Raw genomic sequence first — 18,693 nt, forward strand, 5'->3', positions numbered from 1 at the left:
TGTCAATTTGTCACAAAATGGCAGATGGTATAAATATTGAGAAATTCAGAATGTAAAACGAACTTAAAATTAGAAAAATATAAAATATTATGAGTAAAATAATTGGAATTGACTTAGGAACAACCAACTCTTGTGTTGCTGTAATGGAGGGTAAGGACCCTGTTGTTATTCCTAACGCGGAAGGGAAAAGAACCACTCCTTCTATCGTGGCGTTTACAGAGGACGGGGAAAGAAAAGTTGGTGATCCTGCAAAAAGACAGGCTGTAACGAATCCAAAGAAAACAGTATATTCTATTAAAAGGTTTATTGGTACTCATTTTAAAGATGACGGAAGTGAGATTGCAAGGGTACCTTATGAAGTGGTAAGCGGGCCTAATGATACTGTGAAAGTAAAAATCGATGATAGAGAATATACTCCGCAGGAAATCTCTGCGATGATTCTTCAGAAAATGAAGAAAACAGCTGAGGATTATCTTGGACAAGAGGTGACAAGAGCGGTAATTACTGTTCCTGCCTACTTCAACGACGCACAAAGACAAGCTACTAAAGAAGCCGGGGAAATTGCCGGGCTTAAAGTGGAAAGGATCATTAACGAGCCTACAGCTGCTGCCCTGGCGTATGGTTTGGATAAAAACCATAAAGACCAGAAAATTGCGGTATATGACCTTGGAGGGGGTACTTTCGATATCTCTATCCTTGATCTGGGTGATGGTGTATTCGAAGTATTGTCTACCAATGGTGATACCCACCTGGGAGGTGATGATTTTGATGATGTGATCATCAACTGGATGGCTTCGGAGTTCCAATCTGAAGAAGGTGTGGATCTGAAAGCAGACCCGATCGCTCTTCAAAGGTTGAAAGAAGCTGCCGAAAAAGCTAAGATCGAGTTGTCTTCCTCACCACAAACGGAGATCAACTTACCTTATATCACCGCAACGGCTACAGGTCCTAAGCACCTGGTGAAGACCTTAACTAAAGCTAAGTTTGAACAGTTGTCGGCAGATCTTGTAAAAAGATCCATGGAACCTTGTAAAAAAGCTCTTCAGGATGCCGGATTATCTACTTCCGATATTGATGAGGTGATCCTGGTAGGTGGTTCTACAAGAATCCCGATCATCCAGGAAGAAGTGGAAAAATTTTTCGGTAAAAAACCGTCTAAAGGTGTTAACCCTGATGAAGTTGTAGCCATTGGCGCGGCTATCCAGGGAGGAGTATTAACAGGAGATGTAAAAGACGTATTGCTTCTTGACGTTACTCCGCTTTCTTTAGGTATCGAGACCATGGGTTCCGTATTCACTAAATTAATTGAAGCGAATACAACGATCCCAACCAAAAAATCTGAAATATTCTCTACGGCTTCTGATAATCAGCCGGCTGTAAGCATCAGGGTAGGACAGGGAGAAAGACCGATGTTCAACGACAATAAGGAGATCGGTAGATTTGATCTTACAGATATCCCGCCTGCACCGAGAGGAGTTCCTCAGATTGAAGTAACTTTCGATATCGATGCCAACGGTATTCTGAGCGTTTCTGCCAAAGATAAAGGAACCGGTAAAGAGCAGTCTATTAAAATCCAGGCTTCTTCAGGTCTTTCCGAAGAGGAAATCGAAAGGATGAAAAAAGAAGCTCAGGAGAATGCTTCCGCGGATGCCAAGAAAAAAGAAGAGGTTGAGATCTTCAATAAAGCTGACGGCCTGATCTTCCAGACTGAGAAGCAGTTGAAAGAATTTGGCGATAAGCTTTCTGCGGATAAAAAAACTGCTATTGAAAATGCTCACGCCGCATTGAAAACTGCTTTCGAAGCTAAAAATGCTGATGATGTGAAAGCTAAAACAGAAGCTTTGGATGCAGCATGGATGGCCGCTTCAGAAGAACTTTACGCTGCAGGTCAGCAGGCACAGGGTGCTGATGCGGGTGCTCAGAACCCCGGAGGAAACAACCCTGGAGGTGAAGATGTACAGGATGCAGACTTCGAGGAAGTAAAGTAAATAGTCATATAAAGAGTAAACCATAAAAAAACCGCTGTAAGTGTAATGCTTACAGCGGTTTTTTTATGCCGGTACTTTCCGGAACAAGCTTTTTGATTCAGACATGCCCTTTTATTTCTGCTGCTATTTTAACTGGTCTGAAGAATTATCCTGATATCTTTCGCCAACACGTTTTACCTAAAGCCAATAATATATTGCTTGCAATTCTGATTCTCATATGGAAGTTCTCTGAATCCTGATGTCTGGTTGATTTTTTCCTAAATAAAAATTTTAACGACGAGTTCTGTCGCTATGAGTACTGATCTTTGTATCCAGAAAAAGACGGGAAATGAAAATGGATATTAAAGGTCATGGTGGATATCCTTTGCCGGAAACCACCTAAAAAAATAAGGCTAAAATCCGAAGCTACTCTACTAAAAAGAGCCTTCAAATCTTAACCTATTTAAAACCAACCAAATTTACAAAAATGGAAGCCATTAACCAAAATAATAGCTCGCAAACTTTATTCAGGTTCGCAACCATGCGTAACGCTGAATTATCAGATCCGAAAAACAAGGAAAGAAGATTTATTTTCAGGGATTTCAGGTCTCAAAACGGTGTATTTGATGCCAAATTAAATTCGTCCACAACACTAAAGAAACTATGCGAAAGACCCGAAGATTTACCCCTGACCATACTTTCCGAAGAATCTTTAAAAGCAATTGACCCTGCATTTTATGATCTGGCCGTTTGGGTCGCAAGAAATAAGACCAAAGTGACGAAGGCTGAATTTGATGCCAAGATCAATGAATACAAACAGCTGCAGCATCCCATCATCGTAATTGATTCTAAGATCTGGGATAATCTTATTTACCAGGTAGTTACCCAAAAAGACTTTTATGCCAAGGAAACGTTAATGCAGTTTCTGCATTTGAATCATATCCTGCTCAACTACGATGGTGCCAGGCAGGAGCAGTATGATGATGTGATAAAAGCCAAAGTAGTTCTTCCCAAGGAACTTTTCAAAATGGAAGCAAGTTCCGCTTCAAATTCAACAGCTTCAAATAATGAAACCATCATACCCAAAGTTCGTTTTAGTGAAAAAAGCATGCAGATGGCGGAAGCTTCAATGCACCTTAAAGCAAATCAGAGTTTGGCTTCGGCTTTGGAAGGTCTGGAAAAAGCTTATCTGAAAGAATATGATCAAAATTATAAAGAAGCATATTCAAAATATCTGGAAGAAATAAAACCTGTACAGGCAGAATATGATAATCTGGTAAAAGAGCAGGAATATCAGAAGGAAATTTTTATGGCAGCCGAAAACCATGAGGCATTATCCAACTTAAAATATATTCCGGTTCCTGAAATTTCAGCTTTTACATTTGAATTCCGTCCGGAAATCCAGGCGGATGAATTGTCCCGAAAATTAGAGCAGGATAATCTTGCTTCCTTGTGCAGGATTTTTGGCGCTTCCGATCCGGCTACGGCATTGAACGGGATTTCCACATTTACGGAGATCTTTCAGGCAATTGAGCAGAATAGCCAGTTACTGCAACAAACCATTGTAAATAATACGGTTCTGAATCCTCAAATTTCTACAACCGTAGGAGGGGTAGTAGTTCCGGTCACAAATTCAGTAGCCGGCAATACGATTATTCCTTTTTTCGCCAGAACTTCTACTATTACAATGTCATTTGATCATTTAATGATGATTTCCACTGATCTGAGCCTGCCTAAATATATTGTAAGCGGAAACTTTCATGTTAAAGGTGGAGGGCAGATCATTGTAAGTTCTTCTGAGGTATTCAATTATAATTCTCCCAATGTGAGCATACTATTTAGTGATAACCAGCGTATTCCCGGAAGAATTATTGAAAATTATGAAATAATAGAGCTGGAGGGAGAAGTGACGCTTAATGACGGGCTGGTCTATATCATGCAGGCAACCTTAAATGTGACCTCAAGCAATACTTATAAATTTGAAGGTCCGGGAACATTTACCTTAAAAGATAAGGGGAACCCGCCAACAGATCCGGGCACAGGAAATCCGCCAGCCAATCCGGGAACTCCGGTTAACCCGAATGATATTTTTATTCCTTCAGGATTCGGAATGAAAAACATAGGGATTGCCGATTACCGAAAAGTAGAGCAAAGCACTTATTGCTATGTGGAAGGAGATGTTTCCCATATCGAAAACATTATGGCAAGGGAGTACAGGGAAAAATCGACAAGAAGGTTAAAACGCAGCGAATCCCAGATTACAAAATCTACGGAATCCGAAAAAGAAAAGCTGACAGATACCACGTCTACTGAGAGAAATGAAATGCAAAATGAAGTTTCTAAAATTCTCCAGGAATCCAAAGACTTTGCCACCCAGGCAGGGTTCAGCGTCGGATGGGGTGGAGGAAGCAGTGTCTCACCGAAATATATGCTGAATACGGCTGCCAACTATGCTACTCATAATTCTAAAGAGGAAAGCATCAGACAGGCTGTTACCGAAGCTAAGGAAATCACGGCAAGAGCATTGGACAGAATCGTTACCAAAGTAAAAGAAGAGCGTATAGATAAAATTCTTGAAGAATACGAAGAAAACAACAAGCATGGTTTTGACAATACGAAAGGCAGCAGCCATGTTGTGGGCGTTTACCGTTGGGTGGATAAGGTGGTGAAAAACCAGATCTACAACTATGGAAAACGTATGATGTTCGAATTCATGATTCCGGAGCCTGCCAAATTGCATTCATTGGGAATGAAGGTTAGCAATAATACCGAAAATCAACTGATAAAGCCAATCGATCCAAGGGAAGCCGCTGCCATGCAGATCAAAGACTGGAGCGCACTTGCGGATTCAACAAAACTAAAATACTGGCTGGGATACTATAATGTAGAAGTTGACGAAAGATTGGAACCGGTAGTGTATGTTGGAAAAGCAATAGACTATTCTTCCACGGAATCAAAACAAGCCTCATCAAAATCAGATACTATTGCCATCCCGGAACATTATATCACGGAATCTTTTGTTGTGCAGAGAGCCAATGCTTTTCCCGGCTATAACGGATGGGGAAATGGCGCCAGTCTGTTTGTAGGAGGTAATGATAGTGCGGGTGGCTTTTTAAGATTTGTCAGAGAAGTTCCTATCACCATTGCTACGACAAATGCACACTATTTCCATGCAACGGTAAATATTAAATGTGTTCTGCAGGAAGAATACAAGAACGGATGGCTGCAAAAAGCTTTCAACAAAATTATTGAGGCATATGAAACGGAACTTGCCAAATATGAAACTGCGCTGGCAGACGCAAAAGCCATAGGTACTCAGATCAAGGGATCTAACCCTGGATTCTACAGAAAGATAGAAAACACGATTTTGAGAAGAAACTGTATTTCCTATATGCTGAACCAGAATCCAAACGCAACACTTACTTTCGGTAAGAAGAGATATTATACCAATGACAGCGCTGCTACTGAAACATTTACCAATACAGATATTTTAGTTGATCACGATCTGGATCAATACGCTGCATTTGTCAAGTTTATGGAGCAGGCTTTTGAATGGGAAATCATGAGCTATCATTTCTATCCATACTATTGGGGTGAAAGGAAGTCATGGGCAGATTTGTATCAGTTTGACGATAATGATCCGATCTTCAGAGCATTTATGCAATCCGGAATGGCAAGGGTTATTGTTACGGTAAGGCCCGGATTTGAGGAAGCGGTAAGACACTTCATGGCAACCGGACAGATCTGGAATGGCGGAGAAGTTCCGGTGATTGATGATCCTTTATTCTTATCTATTGTGGATGAATTGCGTGCTCAAAAAGCTACTAAAGAGGGTGAACCATGGAGAGAAAAAATCCCGACTTCCCTTACGATTCTTCAGGCAGGCTCTATTGGCCTGAAAGTGGAAAAAGCATTGCCTTGCCACTGTGAGCCGGGAGTAAAGTTTGATGATGATCTGGGAGATGTCTGTGACACCAATTTTGAGTCCAATGATAATCTTCTCGGAGTAGAACCTGGTGAAGAAGAAAAAATCATTACAGGAGACTGGCTTTAAGAAACCTTTAATTAAAAAACAAAACTTATGTCGAATATAGGAAAAATTATAAGGGTAAATGCATTGCCTCCGGCTGGAGAAAGAGAGACCAATGTTATTTACCAGGTAGCGGCATTAGGATCTGCTACCTACACGGATTATGCTGTAGATGCTAATGGAGATTTAAAGACCCATGCCGTGGTGGATGGATCGATCCCGGTGGAATTATCGGATGATCATGTAAGCATTTCGGATTTGGATCTGATTGCAGAAGGGATTTCAACCCAGGCTATGTACAATAGCGATACGAGAGAAAAATTAAACCAAAAATTAGAGATTCCTTCAGCGGACGGTAATGCCCAGGATTATCCAAAAATTATCGGTCTGAATGATAGCGGAGAAGCAGCCAAACTACCGGCGGGAGATCTGGGGAAAAATGTGGCCAATTCATCCCTGACCACAATAGCCGGGGCGGGGCTTACTTTAGGAGCCAACTGGACCCTGAATACTTCCGGGCTTTATTACTCGATCACAGGATTGAACGATGTTTCCAATGATTCCACCTTTGATACATTCCTGTCTCAGAATGCTTCCGGCCGTGTTGGAAAAACCAATGGAAAGCAGCCTTTTTTAAGTCTGCCAACCACGCTTTCAAATGCTGAAAAAACAGCTTGGAAGACTGCCATGAACGGGGGCTGGACCACTTCTACAATGAGTGTAGCTTCCATATCCCCGCCTATTGTGGACCGGAAAAATAAGCCCTCATGGATCACACTGAAAGGAGCTAATTTAAATTTACCTCCTGCTACTTTTAAAATAGAGCTGTGCACAGAAACCAGCACAGATGTAAGCCCTGTAGTAGTGGCTGAAATTCCGGCATCACAAGTTCAGCTAAATAACAATGGCATTGATCTTTCTTTTTGGTTTAATTTTTCAACCATTCCGGAAGGAAAATATAAAATAAGGTTATGGAATGGCGTTGCCTATTATTTAACAGGCGCTAATACCATGCTTCAGGTTGTTACTTCAACAGTACCATTTGTACCTTCCTTAACGTGGACTTATGCAGAATATACCCCTGATACTAATACAATGATAGGAGGTAACAGTTCGGTTACCTATAATAGCAATCCTGCCAATAAGGCATATCAGAGCGGCGACTTAACAACTGTTTCGGTAGGTAAATCCAGTGAATTATTTGGTGTAGATGACAATTTCTACTTAAGAATAGGTGTGAATATTACCAATGTCCAGGCGGGATTTGATAATAATACCCCCTTTGTAATCGGTCTTTGTAACAGTACTGATGTTGTCAGCCTTAGTGACTTGTCAGTCATAAAATGTAGAGGAACCATCAACTACAGAGGCGGAGGAATTGGAGTGTTCCCAGACCTAGGATCACAGGGTGTTAATCTTTGGGGAATTTACAATGCCGAAGTGCAGATCATACGTAATAACGGACTTTTTACCATAGCTGTTACCATGAATAATACAACTCAAATTTATACAAAGTCTGCTCCGGCTATTGCTTTAAGCTTATTTGCCATGATGGGAAATTCGCCATCTGCTACCACAACATCATTTAACATTTTAGAACAATATACATTTTAATCATGAACGAACATTTAATCATACCGGAAGATATCCGGGAAACTATTAAGAATATTGAAGAAACAACTTTGAACCTTGCAGAGTTACCACTGCAGGCACACCCGACCCTTCCCCAGTTCAACAGAAGTATCAGGGTGCTGGATATTGACGCCAAATCCGAACAGCAGTTTATCTCGTTCAGGTATGAGCAGGTGCTGAAAAATAAAGAGACCGGTGAAGAGGTTAAGATCTCTTTACCTACTCCGGAATGGATCATCTATAAGGAAACATGGAGCTATCTCCTTGATGACTCCGGCAATCTCATTGAACTTCCTTTGAGAGAGCCGCAAGAAGACCAGCTCGCCGATAAGGTGAAGGTCCCGAGCTATAAGTACATACTCTGGCTGCTGAAAAACGATAAGACCGGATTTTTAGAGTTTTTAACGCATTATCTGCAGCAGTTTGTAAAAGACCATAAAGACCAGCTGGATAAGCTTTCATAAACATCATGCTATAAGGCAGAGCCTGAAAACTCTGCCTTTTTACTTATGTTCAATTGAAAAAGAAACATTATGGAAACATTAGAAATCAGGGATATAGTAAGCAAAGAATGGCGAACTGATGACTTTATTAATAAACAGTATCTGTGTTATAACCTTCGGAGATCTAATACTATTCCCAATCATTTTATATTGGAATATGATATCGATGATTATGACTGGCATGCCGAACAGACTTCGGTAAAAGATACATCAGAAAATGTAATACGGCTGAAAACCTATCTCAATAAGAATAAGGAACTGGTAGATCTGTCACAGACACAATGTGAAATAGGATTTGATATTGATTTGGCTGAAAAAAAGCTAAGCTTTCAGTTGAACTATTATTTTCACAGGGATGCGGATACGGAAAATCTCCGCCGAAGAAAAGCCATTGTACTGGAAACCTTTTCTTACCAGGAATTTAGAAATCTGATGATGTATGTCGGGTATGGGGATTTTGAAAAAGATTCTTCATTTGATTACCTTAATTATTTCACAAATATTTATCAGTTTTATTTTCAGAAAGCAGGCAGCCCGGAAGAGCTTCTCTTCCTTTATTCCCATACACCGGATTTTGTTTTTGAAAGAATGGTTTTGGATGACGAAAAGGCTATGGATCATCTTATCACTCTTGCACAATATGATGATACCGGGTTTTGGAGCGGCTGGAAAGACGGAAGCTCAGCTTTGGTGAATGTGCTTAAGGCATTTTCAAGCCCTGCCTATTTATTGGAACGGTTTAAAAAAGAACCGGAACTTTGCAACAGAATTTACTATAATCTGGATAAGATGAGTGAATTTGAAGGACAAATGAAATCCAACCGTATCATTTTTGCTAACATTCTGATGCAGTATTGTCTGTTCTCACCCAATAGGCCCGAAGCAGGGGCACCTACGTTCAGAATGGGAAAAGGGTATAAAGTGAGCACAAATGTAATGGAGCTTTCAGGCCCCTTATTGGGTTTCGGGCAATCCAATGAAAAAACATTCTTTTTACAGCAGCAGAAGGAAATGCTGCAAAGAACTGCAATTATCCCCAAAGAGGGAGACCCTAATGCAACACAACTGGTTGCGGCAGATCTGGAAGAGGGTAGGCAATATTTCCCGCTAGAAATGGTATACTTTATTAATGAAGATGAAAAGACCATCCATCCGGAAACCGGAGAACCAATGCCTCCGGCAACCATGATGGTTCCGGCTATCTTTGTGAAAGCATGGGCGGATGCAGAAAACTGGGCGGAGATCAACGAATTTATCCGTATTACGGCAGATATTTTGGCGGTTACCCTCGGAATTGCTACATTAGCCACTACAGGAAATCCGTATCTGATACTCGCTGCTATGGCAGATCTCAGTTTAGCAGGCATAGATCTTACGGTGCAGGCTCTTCGGGAGGAAATCGCAAAGCTTCCTGGAGGAGAAAGGTTTCTGCAGGACTGGGATCTTATCTATGGTACAGGAGGAGCCATTATAGCCGGACCACAGCTTATTGTAGCTGCTTACAAAGGGCTATTTGTATTATTGCCTAAAGCTGCAACCAATGTGCAGCAGGGTTTGAAAACAATGGCAATTTCCTTATTTTTGGATTTAAATTCGGGACGTTTTGAACGTAGTCAGTTACATTTTTTGCAAACAACAGAATGGGTAGCTCCGAGTGGTGGTTTCTTTGATAATATTACCGGAGCCAGATTAGGAAATGTAGGCGCAGCTTTTATAGAAATTGCTAATGAAACAGGTAAGGCAAGTAAACAAGAATATATACTTGCCTATAGAGGGTTGCCTGTTGCAAAAGGAAATAAATATATTAAGCCTTATGCAGATCTTATGCAAAAAGTAAAACAGGCAAGCTACAGTGAAGAAAAACTTGTAAATGTGCTTGAGGAAGCGCTTGACGACACTTGGCAGTATTTTGATAAAGAACCGGCATCCGGAGGAAAATATGAGACAAAAGATTTGGAAAGAATCTATACAAATGGCTCGAAAAAAGAATTTGAAAAAGGGGTAAAGTATCTCTCTGAAAAAGAACGAGAAGCTTATGAAATTTTTGTTCAATATGACAAAATAGTAGATGTAGAAGGAAACTTAGTAGATACCAATGGAAGTATTTCTATTTTACCAAATGGACAACCAATTATAACAGAAAAAGCAATATTTGTAATGTCTGATGACGGGAAGTTGTATTTGTCTAAAAACTATGCTTATGGCAAGTTTCATCACTCTTCTTTTCTAGCTGGAAAACCTATATCAGCTGGGGGTGAAATATATATAGAGAGAGGTGTTATTAAAGAGATAACTAATGATACTGGTCATTATATGATTAGTCTTGAACATATGAAGATAAATACTTTAAAAGAATTACAAGCAAGGCATTATTTTAATTTAGAAAATACAAAGGAAAAAATTATATTTAAATCAAATTATTAATAACAATGGAGCAGAAATTAATTTTAGATGCAATACACGCAGCAGTATGGAGAAGGCCTGTGAAACAGATTCATACTTTAAAAGACATGTACAAAGGTGTACAGGAAGATATTGACCTAACTAACCTAAAAATTGACTTTGTTTTAAATGATAAAAAGGTTTTTGAATGGATTATAGAACACCCTGAATATGATTATAAAGGATTATTAGAATCTCCTTATAGCAATGAAGAACTTTTTAGATTTTTTAAAATTCATTATGAATATATTATTTATACATTAAATAAATATTTTAGTGAGGATTATCTTATAAGATTATCAGAAATAGAAGCAATGTAAAAATAGGACCGTCTGTAATGTCAGACGGTTTTTATTTCTAAGGTGTCTTCATTATTAAACAATGTTTATAGCAAATTCCTCATTCATCGTTTTAGTAGGATTAGTAACAACCGCTTAAGTAATTAAGCTAATTATTTATTTTTATACTTTCCCTATTTTTGGATATGAATAGCGGAGTCTTCCAAAGGAAGGATCTCCGCATATTTCAGCAGACAGAGTGGGTAATTCCAAGCGCAGGGTTCTTTTCAAAAACGTCAGAATGTGATGCCTTGATACAACATGGGGCATTCTTTATGGAACTGGATGCAGCAGCTATTACCGAACAAATAGGAAAGGGAATTAATCCTGATGTAATAGGAGCCATAAGCTCGAACAGAAAGTTTGCATTGGTATATAAAGGAGAGATTATTGCTCAGGGAAGCAGATATGATAAGGCTTATCAAAAAACTTTGATGGATTTAAAAAAGGTGAGCTACAACCCAGAGAAAGTCGGGGAATATTTAGAAACCATTATTAACCGAAGAAGAATTGTGTCTGTAGAAGAGGGTGCGGAACTCGGAAGAACTCCGGACAAAGGAATTAAAATGAGTTTCAAACTAATCGATGAATTTGGAAATTATGCTGGAGAACTTATAAGAGCGCAGGAAAAAGGAGACAAGCTGGTATATAGCCTTAGTATAAGAGGAAAAACAGAGAAGCTAAATTGTTTTACCCGCCTGTTGGATGCTAAAAGTGCTAAAGCAAATGAGTTACCGGTTTTTGATAATGAAAAAATGTTGATGGGAGATTTTAATATTCCTAAAACTATTACAGATAAATATTCGGGATTAGGAGATTCAATACTTTCGGATGCTATCACTTTTTATGAGACTAATAAAAAGTTTGGACAATTAGATGGTGTTATCGGTTGGTGGAAAAAAGCTACGATGTATGAAGATTATGGAGGGCAATCTATTAATTTGACTAAATTTTGGGAAGTTAGAGCTGCTGGGAAAAGTATTGAAGAAGCTGCATTGTCCACTTTTACTGGATCTAAAATGAAAGTAAAAGGGTTCGGAAAAGTTAGGTATGATATAGGTAATATTAAAGAAGACGAAATAATTGTTAATTTTTTAAAAACAAAATAAAATGAAAATAGTATTTAGTAATGCAATGAAATATAATCAAGATCATTTTGATTTTATTAAAAATAAAAAGAACAAATATGTATATGGTTCAGAGTTTACGTACTCGGATGAAAAATATTTAAAGTTAATAAATAAATCTATTCCACATTACTTACAAAGTATGAATTTTAAGGATAGATCACTAACCAAAGAAGAAACACTTGCTTTTAATAAGACATTGGAAGAGCAGATCGAATATTGGTTGTCATTTAGAGTTCATATTCCGATAAAAGAAGGGACGGATACAGTAATTTATAAAGGAGAAACTATTGAACTTGATATTCGTCCAATAGATATTAATGATAATGATAAAGCTTTACGAGATTTATTACAGCTTCATGAAATCATAAAAGAATGTTTGGCAGAAGAAAAACCTTTGTATTTAAGTATCTATAAGGAAGAATAACTATAAATTTAAGCCGCTCAAAAATGGGCGGTTTTTTCATTCCTTCCTTTAGATATGAACAGCGGAGCTTTTCAAAGGATAAACCTTCGTTTGTTTCAGCAGATAGAGTGGGGTAATCCCAAGTGCAGAGTTCTTTTCAAAAACGTCAGAATGTGATGCCTTGATACAACATGGGGCATTCTTTATGGAACTGGATGCAGCAGCTATTACCGAACAAATAGGAAAGGGAATTAATCCTGATGTAATAGGAGCCATAAGCTCGAACAGAAAGTTTGCATTGGTATATAAAGGAGAGATTATTGCTCAGGGAAGCAGGTATGATAAGGTTTATCAAAAAACCTTAATGGATTTACAAAGAGCAAGTTCAAATTTCGGAAAAGTTGGAGGAATTCTAGAAGAACTTAGAGTATCTGCTTTTTGCAAAAGAACACCAAAGATTACTAATAAATTTCCTACAGAAGGGTTGCCAGAAGATGGATTTATTTTATCTTATACTGTTGATTCTAATGGGATTTTTAAGCAAACAACAGGGAATATTTTTAAAACTAGAGAATATGATTTTGTAATTACAAATGATGGATTGTTAAGATTAGGAGAAAAACATCATTTATTAGGTAACCGAGAAGAAGTTTTAGCAGCAGGAAGCATGCGTTTTAAAAATGGGAAAATTTCGGAATTGCATAATTTATCAGGGCATTATAGGCCAACACTTGAAGAGGCTGAAAGGTTAATAGAAATATTAAATAAACTTGAAGTACCAATAAAAAGGGCAAGATATGACATTTTTATTATAGAGTCTAACAATGCGGGCTTTGTTACAAGTATGAGAATAAATAAAAGAATATTTATTGAAAATTTAAAATAATAAAATATGGAAGAAATTATACAAAAACTACACCAAGGATTAAAACAAAACGGTTGGGATTCTTATAAACTCTTGAAAAATGAATTACTAACTTATAATCCTAAAGATTTAATAATTAGTTTGCTTAATACAAAAGAATTGTGGAATACTGATTTAAGAAGTCTTTTTATCATTATTCCAGAAATATGGAAAGATTTTAACTTAAATGATTGGAAATATATAATTCAAAGTGTTAATCGTCCATCAAACTATAGAATATTAATAGATCATGGGCCTTTCTTTGAGGACATTCGTTTTCTTTATAACTGGATTGGTATAGACAGTATCAGCCTATATAAAAATGATCCGGGAATTTCTTTGGAAAATAAGAAAAATTTAGATAAAGTCTTTCCTGCATTTTTATTAGATCCTATGAGAGATGGTGAATTATATAAGGAAGATTTCCAAGACGGGACTTTTGGAGATATAAAATATTTTAAAGATATGAAAATCCGATTAATTAATGAAGGCGCTAAAGCCAGTCCTATGCCAGATTTATAAAAGCTTGAACATTATCCTTACTTCTGCTTTTCGTAATTATATAATTAAATTATTTAGCTAACCGTTCAGTTTTTGAACGGTTAGTGTATTTTATAGTTTGTTGAGGGAATTACATTACAAAGGCACATAAAGAGTTTCAGATTGCAGTAACAATTGAAAAAGGAGCTAAAGTTCTTACTAAATATTTAAGTAAAAGATTATAAAAATGAAACCTATCAAGAACAGTCAATTTATTTTACCGATACTGATGACGGAATAAAAAAAAATTTTCTTAGAGAAAAGTATTTTGAATTTGTATGTTTATTAATTACAGATTATTATGAAAAAGAAATCGTAGAAAATGATTTTTATAAGTATTTTGTAAATTTATTAAATGATTTGGAAGACGATTCCGGAGTATTTTTCATTGAACACCAAATGCCACCTTATTTTGCTTTAGGTATCATAGAAAATAAAATCCCTGAAAAATCTTTTAAATATGACGAAAAAATGAAGGAGATCACAGAGAAATTTGATAAGGAAAATAATATAAAGTCATTTGTGATAGACTATCATAATATTCTAACATAATTTTTAGAAAATCATTAACAACTGCTTTTAAGTAGTTAGAAGCAGTTTTATTTTATGTTCGAGTTGGCGCGATATCTTAGTATAGAATGCTACATCTTTGGAGCAGATGCCTCTACCATGATATAGTAGAGATGTTAATCCCGTGTGGTAATCGTATAAGCTCAAACAGAAATTTTGCATTGATATATGAAGACGAAATAGTCTGGAAAGTGGCAGATGAAAGATTTGTTTGGAAAAACTCTGCGAGAGTATGGGGAGGGGAGTTGGAGTTTGATTTTAATACCTATGGAGTAAGAGGACTAGGGCAAAAATTTACCGATGAAGCATTTAACCATTTTGCAGGAAGAATAAAAACGATAAAAGTGGAATGGAAACAATTGCCTGATTATCCAGGTGGAGAATCCTTGGGATACAAACAGTATTGGGAAACTTATTTTGAAATAGGTGATGATATGCAAGCTGTTAGAAATACAGCTTTTTATAAAACAATGTCTAAAAGAGGATTTATCCAAATAAGGAGTATTCGTTTGGAAGATGAATCAGTAATAGTAGTATTAGAAAAATAAAATTTAAAAATGGATAGAAATAAATATTTACAAAAGGTATTTGAGAAAGGATTACATTATGGTCCAATAATTAAACAATATTTTATCGAAGAATATAAGAGTTTCCCTATTTCTTCGCTATTGAAGAGTTCTATCGAAAAAAAAATTAGTGGGAATGAAAATTTTGAAATAAATGTGACAGAACTTCAAGAAATACTACCTACTCTGGATAGAAGAATAGAAGAATTATTAAAACATCCTGATTTTAACCCTTTTAAAGAAGAATTGCGGCAACAATTTCCGGAACAATACGGAAGCCAGCCTTTTGAATTTAAAGGAACTACATACTATCTTTATCACAAAGGAAGAGAATTTTATGTAGATGGTTTAATTTATGGAGCTTTAGGATTCAAGAAGTTAATAGAAGACCATATTGCCGCAAATAAACCTTTGAGGTATGTTTATAAAGAATAATAATAATAACCGCCTTCACAAGAGGCGGTTTTTTATACTTTACAAAACAGCTGGAGAAACTTATAATAAGCATACAAACAAAATATAATTGAGAGATTTCCGGAATAATATTAAAGAAAAAATGTTATCGTAATACACGCCCTCAACTACATTATCATGACCGCTTATGGCTATTGCGGCACATCCATTAAGTACTGAATTTCTTAACTGCTTCCGGTGTTAATGGGGTGAAAAAATTTACCAGGTTTCCGTCTGGATCGCGGAATAAAAGAGATTTATTTCCCCAGGGCATTGTTGTTGGCTTCTGGACGAGGTACGGATGCAGGAAATCTGCCAATCTTTCATAATCCTTCTCTACATCATCAACCCTGAACTCTATGATGGTGCTGCGGTTTTCCGCTGGTTGAGCAATATGCTCACCACCAAAAAGCTGCAATGTCTTGGTACTGCCGATGGCTAAGGTTGCAGTCTTTGTTTTTAGTTCGACAAAATCAGGAGTATATTGTACAACAGATTCTCCTGTTACCTGCTCGTAAAATTCTATCAGGCCATTGATGTTGGCGGTGATAATACGGATGGATACTAAATTCATTTTGCTGTTGTTTAAAAATTACTTTTCAAAGGTAACTACAGGCTATGACAAGGGTATGTCAGTGGGAGTTGAATTTTCCATACCGGCACGGCAGATTCATAAAGACCTGACATGTATGGGGCTGGCTTTTGGGGTTGAATATAACAATTCATCCGCCAATCCAAAAAAAACTCCCCGGATTCCCGGGGAGCTGACTCTTTTAATCTAATCTAATTTTTACCGAAAAAGATTTCGTCCTTTCTTTGCTGTTCGTTGTAAATCATCTGGAAACTCATGGGCATGTACTGGTAAAGAAGCTTCCAATGCTGGGTTTTTGCGTGCTTTTTAAAACTTTCAAATGATCTTACAAAAAGATTTTCGATCATATCTCTTACATAAGAATTCCCGTTTCTGTAAATCCAGTCCATCAACTTGATGTGATGAGCGATGATATTAATTTTGGATTCCTGTAAAAGATCTTTCAGATAGTTGATCGTTGCCTGGATGATTCCTGCAAAATTATTTTGCGTTGACAGTTGTGTGATCTCATTTCGGATGGTTGGATAGAAAAATTTTAAATACTCTACAGCTATTCTTTGATTAATAGTTTGCATTTGCGCGTTCATCATATTAATATTTTTCAAAAACATTTTTATTGCAGCTAAAACTGTACCGAACTATAAACAGGCTGCCAGTAAAAATACCCCGATGATCACTGCAACATGGATCGCCAATATCTCCATATTATGCCTGTAATTCGCTCTTTTCCATTGTTTCCAGTCTGATGACTTTCTGACTTTTGTCTTCATAAGATCATATTTTTGTAATAAAATAGTTGAAAAATGTAATGAAAATTTTACATGCTGTGCTTGTACACCTGTCTTGAATATATCTGCTGCATTTCCCGGGAAATATAGCTGAAGATAACCTTCCTGTATTCTTCACTACAGCATATGGTGCAACTGTCCAGAGAGTAGATGAACGTATGTTCCACTGCACTTTTAAGCAGGGTATCTCCGTTCCTGTAAATGCTGTTCATTTTCTTCAGGCTTTTAAACAGAAGATATCTGTCATTTTGGCGGATCATCCTTTTGATCCGATCTGTAAAAGTCTGGACAACACTGTAAGAATTTTGAATCTTATATTTCTTCAATTCTTTTTGAATGTCAGGAACCACATCTTCAATTTCCTGAACTGCCTGTAAATAATCCATACTAATTTAATTTTGTTCTATAATTTTTATAAAAGCACCCATAATTAAAGCCGTCATGAAAGCCATTAACAAGAGGTGGTAAGGCTTTAACCATTCTGGAGTTGCCGGCCTTTTGCTTTTCAGTCTTCTTAACCTGTCAATCCGGTTTACTGTTTTTAAGTCCATTACTTATGTTTTAAAGTGAGGATGCCAATGGTGTTCCTTTGAAATTAATTTTATAGTATTTATCTGTAAATCAGTTATTTGGTTTATTTATGATGCGGATTTAAAATGTTATCACCTTGTCAGAATGATAAGGTTTTTATCAGAATGGAATGCTCTGGAATATATAAGATAATTAATATCTTTGCAGTCCATAAAAATCAAAGATGTTTTCAAAAATCATAGTACACAGAGTAGGAAATAAAATTAACGGAGAGTCTTTAATCCTTTCCCAGGAAGAACTGCAGCTGGACGAAGGAATGGCAGAGCTGCTGGAAAATTACTTTCTAGGTTCTTTCAAATCCGAAGAAACTTACCAGTTTTACAGTGATTCTTACCTTGTAAATAACCCTGTTTACAGCTCTGTTTCTGAAATTTTTGATGATAAGGCAAAATTTCTTTGGGAATCTGAGAATATTGCGAAGCATCTTTTTGAAGCTGCTGAGAATCCGAGGGTCCAGGGAGGCGAGCTGTTTATCGTATATTTTGACGGTGAGGGAGAAGGTGCTGATAAAGTGGATAAAATCGGGATCTTTAAAACGGAAAAGAGGGAGTCTTTTCTGAAGATATTCCCTCAGAATGAGAGTTTCGAACTGGAAAAAGATCAGGGGATCAGCCTTTCGAAAATTGATAAGGCCGCCCTGATTTACAATAACGGGAAGGAAAGCGGATACGTGCTGTCTGTGGTTGATAACAACAAGAATGGAGATGTGTATTACTGGTTTGAGGATTTCCTTAAAGTAAAACAGCGTGATGATGAATATTTCCATACCCAGGAGGCTCTGATGGTATATAAAGATTATATCACCAAGCAGCTGCCCCAGGAGTTTGAGGTGTCCAGGGCAGACCAGGCTGATTTTTTAAATAAGTCCATTAACTTCTTCAAAGAAAAGGAAGAATTTAATCTGGATGAATTTAATAAAGAAGTTTTGGGTGATGAGCATGTGATCGAAAGCTTTGTCAATTTTAAAACAGACTATGAGCAGGATATGCAGATCAATATTGCTGAAGAATTTCCTATCAATCAAACGGCTGTAAAGAAAACACAGCGGCATTTTAAAAGCATTATCAAACTGGATAAGAATTTCCACATTTACATCCACGGTAACCGGGAAATGATTGCCCAGGGGCAGGATGAGAAAGGGAAGTATTATATGCTGTATTTTGATAAAGAGGCATAACGTAGGCAATATAACAGATTACGGATTATAATTTTCTGACATGACACCAGAAATCATCGACCTGTCT

19 protein-coding genes are annotated in these 18,693 nt (G+C 37.2%); 15 read left to right on the forward strand and 4 right to left on the reverse strand.

All coding sequences use genetic code 11. The features are described from left to right. The first annotated feature begins 89 nt into the window (after positions 1–89). The 13 genes from dnaK to ABMQ40_RS00965 all read left to right on the forward strand — a co-directional run bounded on the left by dnaK (position 90) and on the right by ABMQ40_RS00965 (position 15,460). Positions 90–1,988, forward strand: a complete 1,899-nt coding sequence (dnaK, locus tag ABMQ40_RS00905) for a molecular chaperone DnaK (protein WP_370895568.1) — start codon at positions 90–92, stop codon at positions 1,986–1,988. Between the two features lie 466 nt (positions 1,989–2,454). Continuing rightward, positions 2,455–6,021, forward strand: coding sequence for a hypothetical protein (locus ABMQ40_RS00910; protein WP_370895570.1), 3,567 nt, complete (start codon positions 2,455–2,457; stop codon positions 6,019–6,021). Between the two features lie 27 nt (positions 6,022–6,048). Next, positions 6,049–7,611: a hypothetical protein gene (locus ABMQ40_RS00915; protein WP_370895572.1), complete on the forward strand. Its 1,563-nt coding sequence runs from the start codon at positions 6,049–6,051 to the stop codon at positions 7,609–7,611. Between the two features lie 2 nt (positions 7,612–7,613). Beyond that, positions 7,614–8,093, forward strand: a complete 480-nt coding sequence (locus ABMQ40_RS00920) for a hypothetical protein (RefSeq protein ID WP_370895574.1) — start codon at positions 7,614–7,616, stop codon at positions 8,091–8,093. Positions 8,094–8,162: 69 nt separating this feature from the next. Then, positions 8,163–10,556 (forward strand): IQM protein middle domain-containing protein, encoded by a 2,394-nt coding sequence (locus ABMQ40_RS00925; RefSeq protein ID WP_370895576.1) that lies wholly within the window; start codon positions 8,163–8,165, stop codon positions 10,554–10,556. A 5-nt stretch (positions 10,557–10,561) separates the two neighbouring features. After that, positions 10,562–10,894, forward strand: a complete 333-nt coding sequence (locus ABMQ40_RS00930; protein WP_370895578.1) for a hypothetical protein — start codon at positions 10,562–10,564, stop codon at positions 10,892–10,894. A gap of 293 nt (positions 10,895–11,187) precedes the next feature. Then, on the forward strand, positions 11,188–12,021 hold the full coding sequence (locus ABMQ40_RS00935) for a hypothetical protein (protein ID WP_370895580.1): 834 nt from the start codon (positions 11,188–11,190) through the stop codon (positions 12,019–12,021). 1 nt (position 12,022) lies between these two features. Then, the gene (locus tag ABMQ40_RS00940) at positions 12,023–12,466 is read left to right on the forward strand and encodes a hypothetical protein (protein WP_370895582.1); all 444 of its coding nucleotides are present in this window, start codon (positions 12,023–12,025) and stop codon (positions 12,464–12,466) included. A gap of 184 nt (positions 12,467–12,650) precedes the next feature. Continuing rightward, a complete protein-coding gene (locus ABMQ40_RS00945) occupies positions 12,651–13,331 on the forward strand; it encodes a hypothetical protein (RefSeq protein WP_370895584.1) in 681 nt (226 codons plus the stop codon). Positions 13,332–13,337: 6 nt separating this feature from the next. Further along, positions 13,338–13,871, forward strand: a complete 534-nt coding sequence (locus ABMQ40_RS00950) for a hypothetical protein (protein ID WP_370895586.1) — start codon at positions 13,338–13,340, stop codon at positions 13,869–13,871. Between the two features lie 378 nt (positions 13,872–14,249). Further along, entirely contained in the window at positions 14,250–14,441 is a 192-nt protein-coding gene (locus tag ABMQ40_RS00955; RefSeq protein WP_370895588.1) for a hypothetical protein, read from the forward strand. A 209-nt stretch (positions 14,442–14,650) separates the two neighbouring features. Further along, positions 14,651–15,007 (forward strand): hypothetical protein, encoded by a 357-nt coding sequence (locus tag ABMQ40_RS00960; protein ID WP_370895590.1) that lies wholly within the window; start codon positions 14,651–14,653, stop codon positions 15,005–15,007. Between the two features lie 9 nt (positions 15,008–15,016). Continuing rightward, positions 15,017–15,460: a hypothetical protein gene (locus ABMQ40_RS00965; protein WP_370895592.1), complete on the forward strand. Its 444-nt coding sequence runs from the start codon at positions 15,017–15,019 to the stop codon at positions 15,458–15,460. Positions 15,461–15,647: 187 nt separating this feature from the next. On the opposite strand, the gene ABMQ40_RS00970 is transcribed toward ABMQ40_RS00965, so the two are convergent. Beyond that, a complete protein-coding gene (locus ABMQ40_RS00970; RefSeq protein ID WP_370895594.1) occupies positions 15,648–16,052 on the reverse strand; it encodes a VOC family protein in 405 nt (134 codons plus the stop codon). Here ABMQ40_RS00970 and ABMQ40_RS00975 point away from each other — a divergent pair. Continuing rightward, complete coding sequence (locus ABMQ40_RS00975) at positions 16,036–16,260, forward strand: hypothetical protein (RefSeq protein ID WP_370895596.1); 225 nt, start codon at positions 16,036–16,038, stop codon at positions 16,258–16,260. The genes ABMQ40_RS00970 and ABMQ40_RS00975 overlap by 17 nt on opposite strands. A 1-nt stretch (position 16,261) precedes the next feature. Here the strand turns inward: ABMQ40_RS00975 and ABMQ40_RS00980 are convergent, their stop codons facing one another. From ABMQ40_RS00980 to ABMQ40_RS00990, 3 genes are read right to left on the reverse strand one after another with little or no spacing between them, the layout of a single operon-like run. Beyond that, a complete protein-coding gene (locus tag ABMQ40_RS00980) occupies positions 16,262–16,660 on the reverse strand; it encodes a DUF7674 family protein (protein WP_370895598.1) in 399 nt (132 codons plus the stop codon). A 48-nt stretch (positions 16,661–16,708) separates the two neighbouring features. After that, the gene (locus tag ABMQ40_RS00985; protein ID WP_370895600.1) at positions 16,709–16,840 is read right to left on the reverse strand and encodes a hypothetical protein; all 132 of its coding nucleotides are present in this window, start codon (positions 16,838–16,840) and stop codon (positions 16,709–16,711) included. A 47-nt stretch (positions 16,841–16,887) separates the two neighbouring features. Further along, on the reverse strand, positions 16,888–17,244 hold the full coding sequence (locus tag ABMQ40_RS00990; RefSeq protein WP_370895602.1) for a DUF7674 family protein: 357 nt from the start codon (positions 17,242–17,244) through the stop codon (positions 16,888–16,890). A gap of 368 nt (positions 17,245–17,612) precedes the next feature. On the opposite strand from ABMQ40_RS00990, the gene ABMQ40_RS00995 reads away from it, so the two are divergent. Further along, positions 17,613–18,626 carry a nucleoid-associated protein gene (locus tag ABMQ40_RS00995; RefSeq protein ID WP_370895604.1) on the forward strand — a complete coding sequence of 338 codons (1,014 nt, stop codon included), beginning with the start codon at positions 17,613–17,615 and terminating at the stop codon, positions 18,624–18,626. Positions 18,627–18,693 lie beyond the last annotated feature (67 nt).

This window comes from Chryseobacterium gossypii, from assembly GCF_041361455.1.
In the GTDB taxonomy this organism is placed as follows: Bacteria; Bacteroidota; Bacteroidia; order Flavobacteriales; family Weeksellaceae; genus Chryseobacterium; species Chryseobacterium gossypii.

Coding starts and splice junctions, on each gene's coding strand:
- ABMQ40_RS00930 (WP_370895578.1), top strand. CDS start 10,562: ATGGAGCAGAAATTAATTTTAGATGCAATACACGCAGCAGTATGGAGA.
- ABMQ40_RS00920 (WP_370895574.1), top strand. CDS start 7,614: ATGAACGAACATTTAATCATACCGGAAGATATCCGGGAAACTATTAAG.
- ABMQ40_RS00935 (WP_370895580.1), top strand. CDS start 11,188: ATGGAACTGGATGCAGCAGCTATTACCGAACAAATAGGAAAGGGAATT.
- ABMQ40_RS00970 (WP_370895594.1), bottom strand. CDS start 16,052: ATGAATTTAGTATCCATCCGTATTATCACCGCCAACATCAATGGCCTG.
- ABMQ40_RS00990 (WP_370895602.1), bottom strand. CDS start 17,244: ATGGATTATTTACAGGCAGTTCAGGAAATTGAAGATGTGGTTCCTGAC.
- ABMQ40_RS00975 (WP_370895596.1), top strand. CDS start 16,036: ATGGATACTAAATTCATTTTGCTGTTGTTTAAAAATTACTTTTCAAAG.
- ABMQ40_RS00980 (WP_370895598.1), bottom strand. CDS start 16,660: ATGATGAACGCGCAAATGCAAACTATTAATCAAAGAATAGCTGTAGAG.
- ABMQ40_RS00965 (WP_370895592.1), top strand. CDS start 15,017: ATGGATAGAAATAAATATTTACAAAAGGTATTTGAGAAAGGATTACAT.
- ABMQ40_RS00945 (WP_370895584.1), top strand. CDS start 12,651: ATGGAACTGGATGCAGCAGCTATTACCGAACAAATAGGAAAGGGAATT.
- ABMQ40_RS00985 (WP_370895600.1), bottom strand. CDS start 16,840: ATGAAGACAAAAGTCAGAAAGTCATCAGACTGGAAACAATGGAAAAGA.
- ABMQ40_RS00925 (WP_370895576.1), top strand. CDS start 8,163: ATGGAAACATTAGAAATCAGGGATATAGTAAGCAAAGAATGGCGAACT.
- ABMQ40_RS00995 (WP_370895604.1), top strand. CDS start 17,613: ATGTTTTCAAAAATCATAGTACACAGAGTAGGAAATAAAATTAACGGA.
- dnaK (WP_370895568.1), top strand. CDS start 90: ATGAGTAAAATAATTGGAATTGACTTAGGAACAACCAACTCTTGTGTT.
- ABMQ40_RS00940 (WP_370895582.1), top strand. CDS start 12,023: ATGAAAATAGTATTTAGTAATGCAATGAAATATAATCAAGATCATTTT.
- ABMQ40_RS00950 (WP_370895586.1), top strand. CDS start 13,338: ATGGAAGAAATTATACAAAAACTACACCAAGGATTAAAACAAAACGGT.
- ABMQ40_RS00915 (WP_370895572.1), top strand. CDS start 6,049: ATGTCGAATATAGGAAAAATTATAAGGGTAAATGCATTGCCTCCGGCT.
- ABMQ40_RS00910 (WP_370895570.1), top strand. CDS start 2,455: ATGGAAGCCATTAACCAAAATAATAGCTCGCAAACTTTATTCAGGTTC.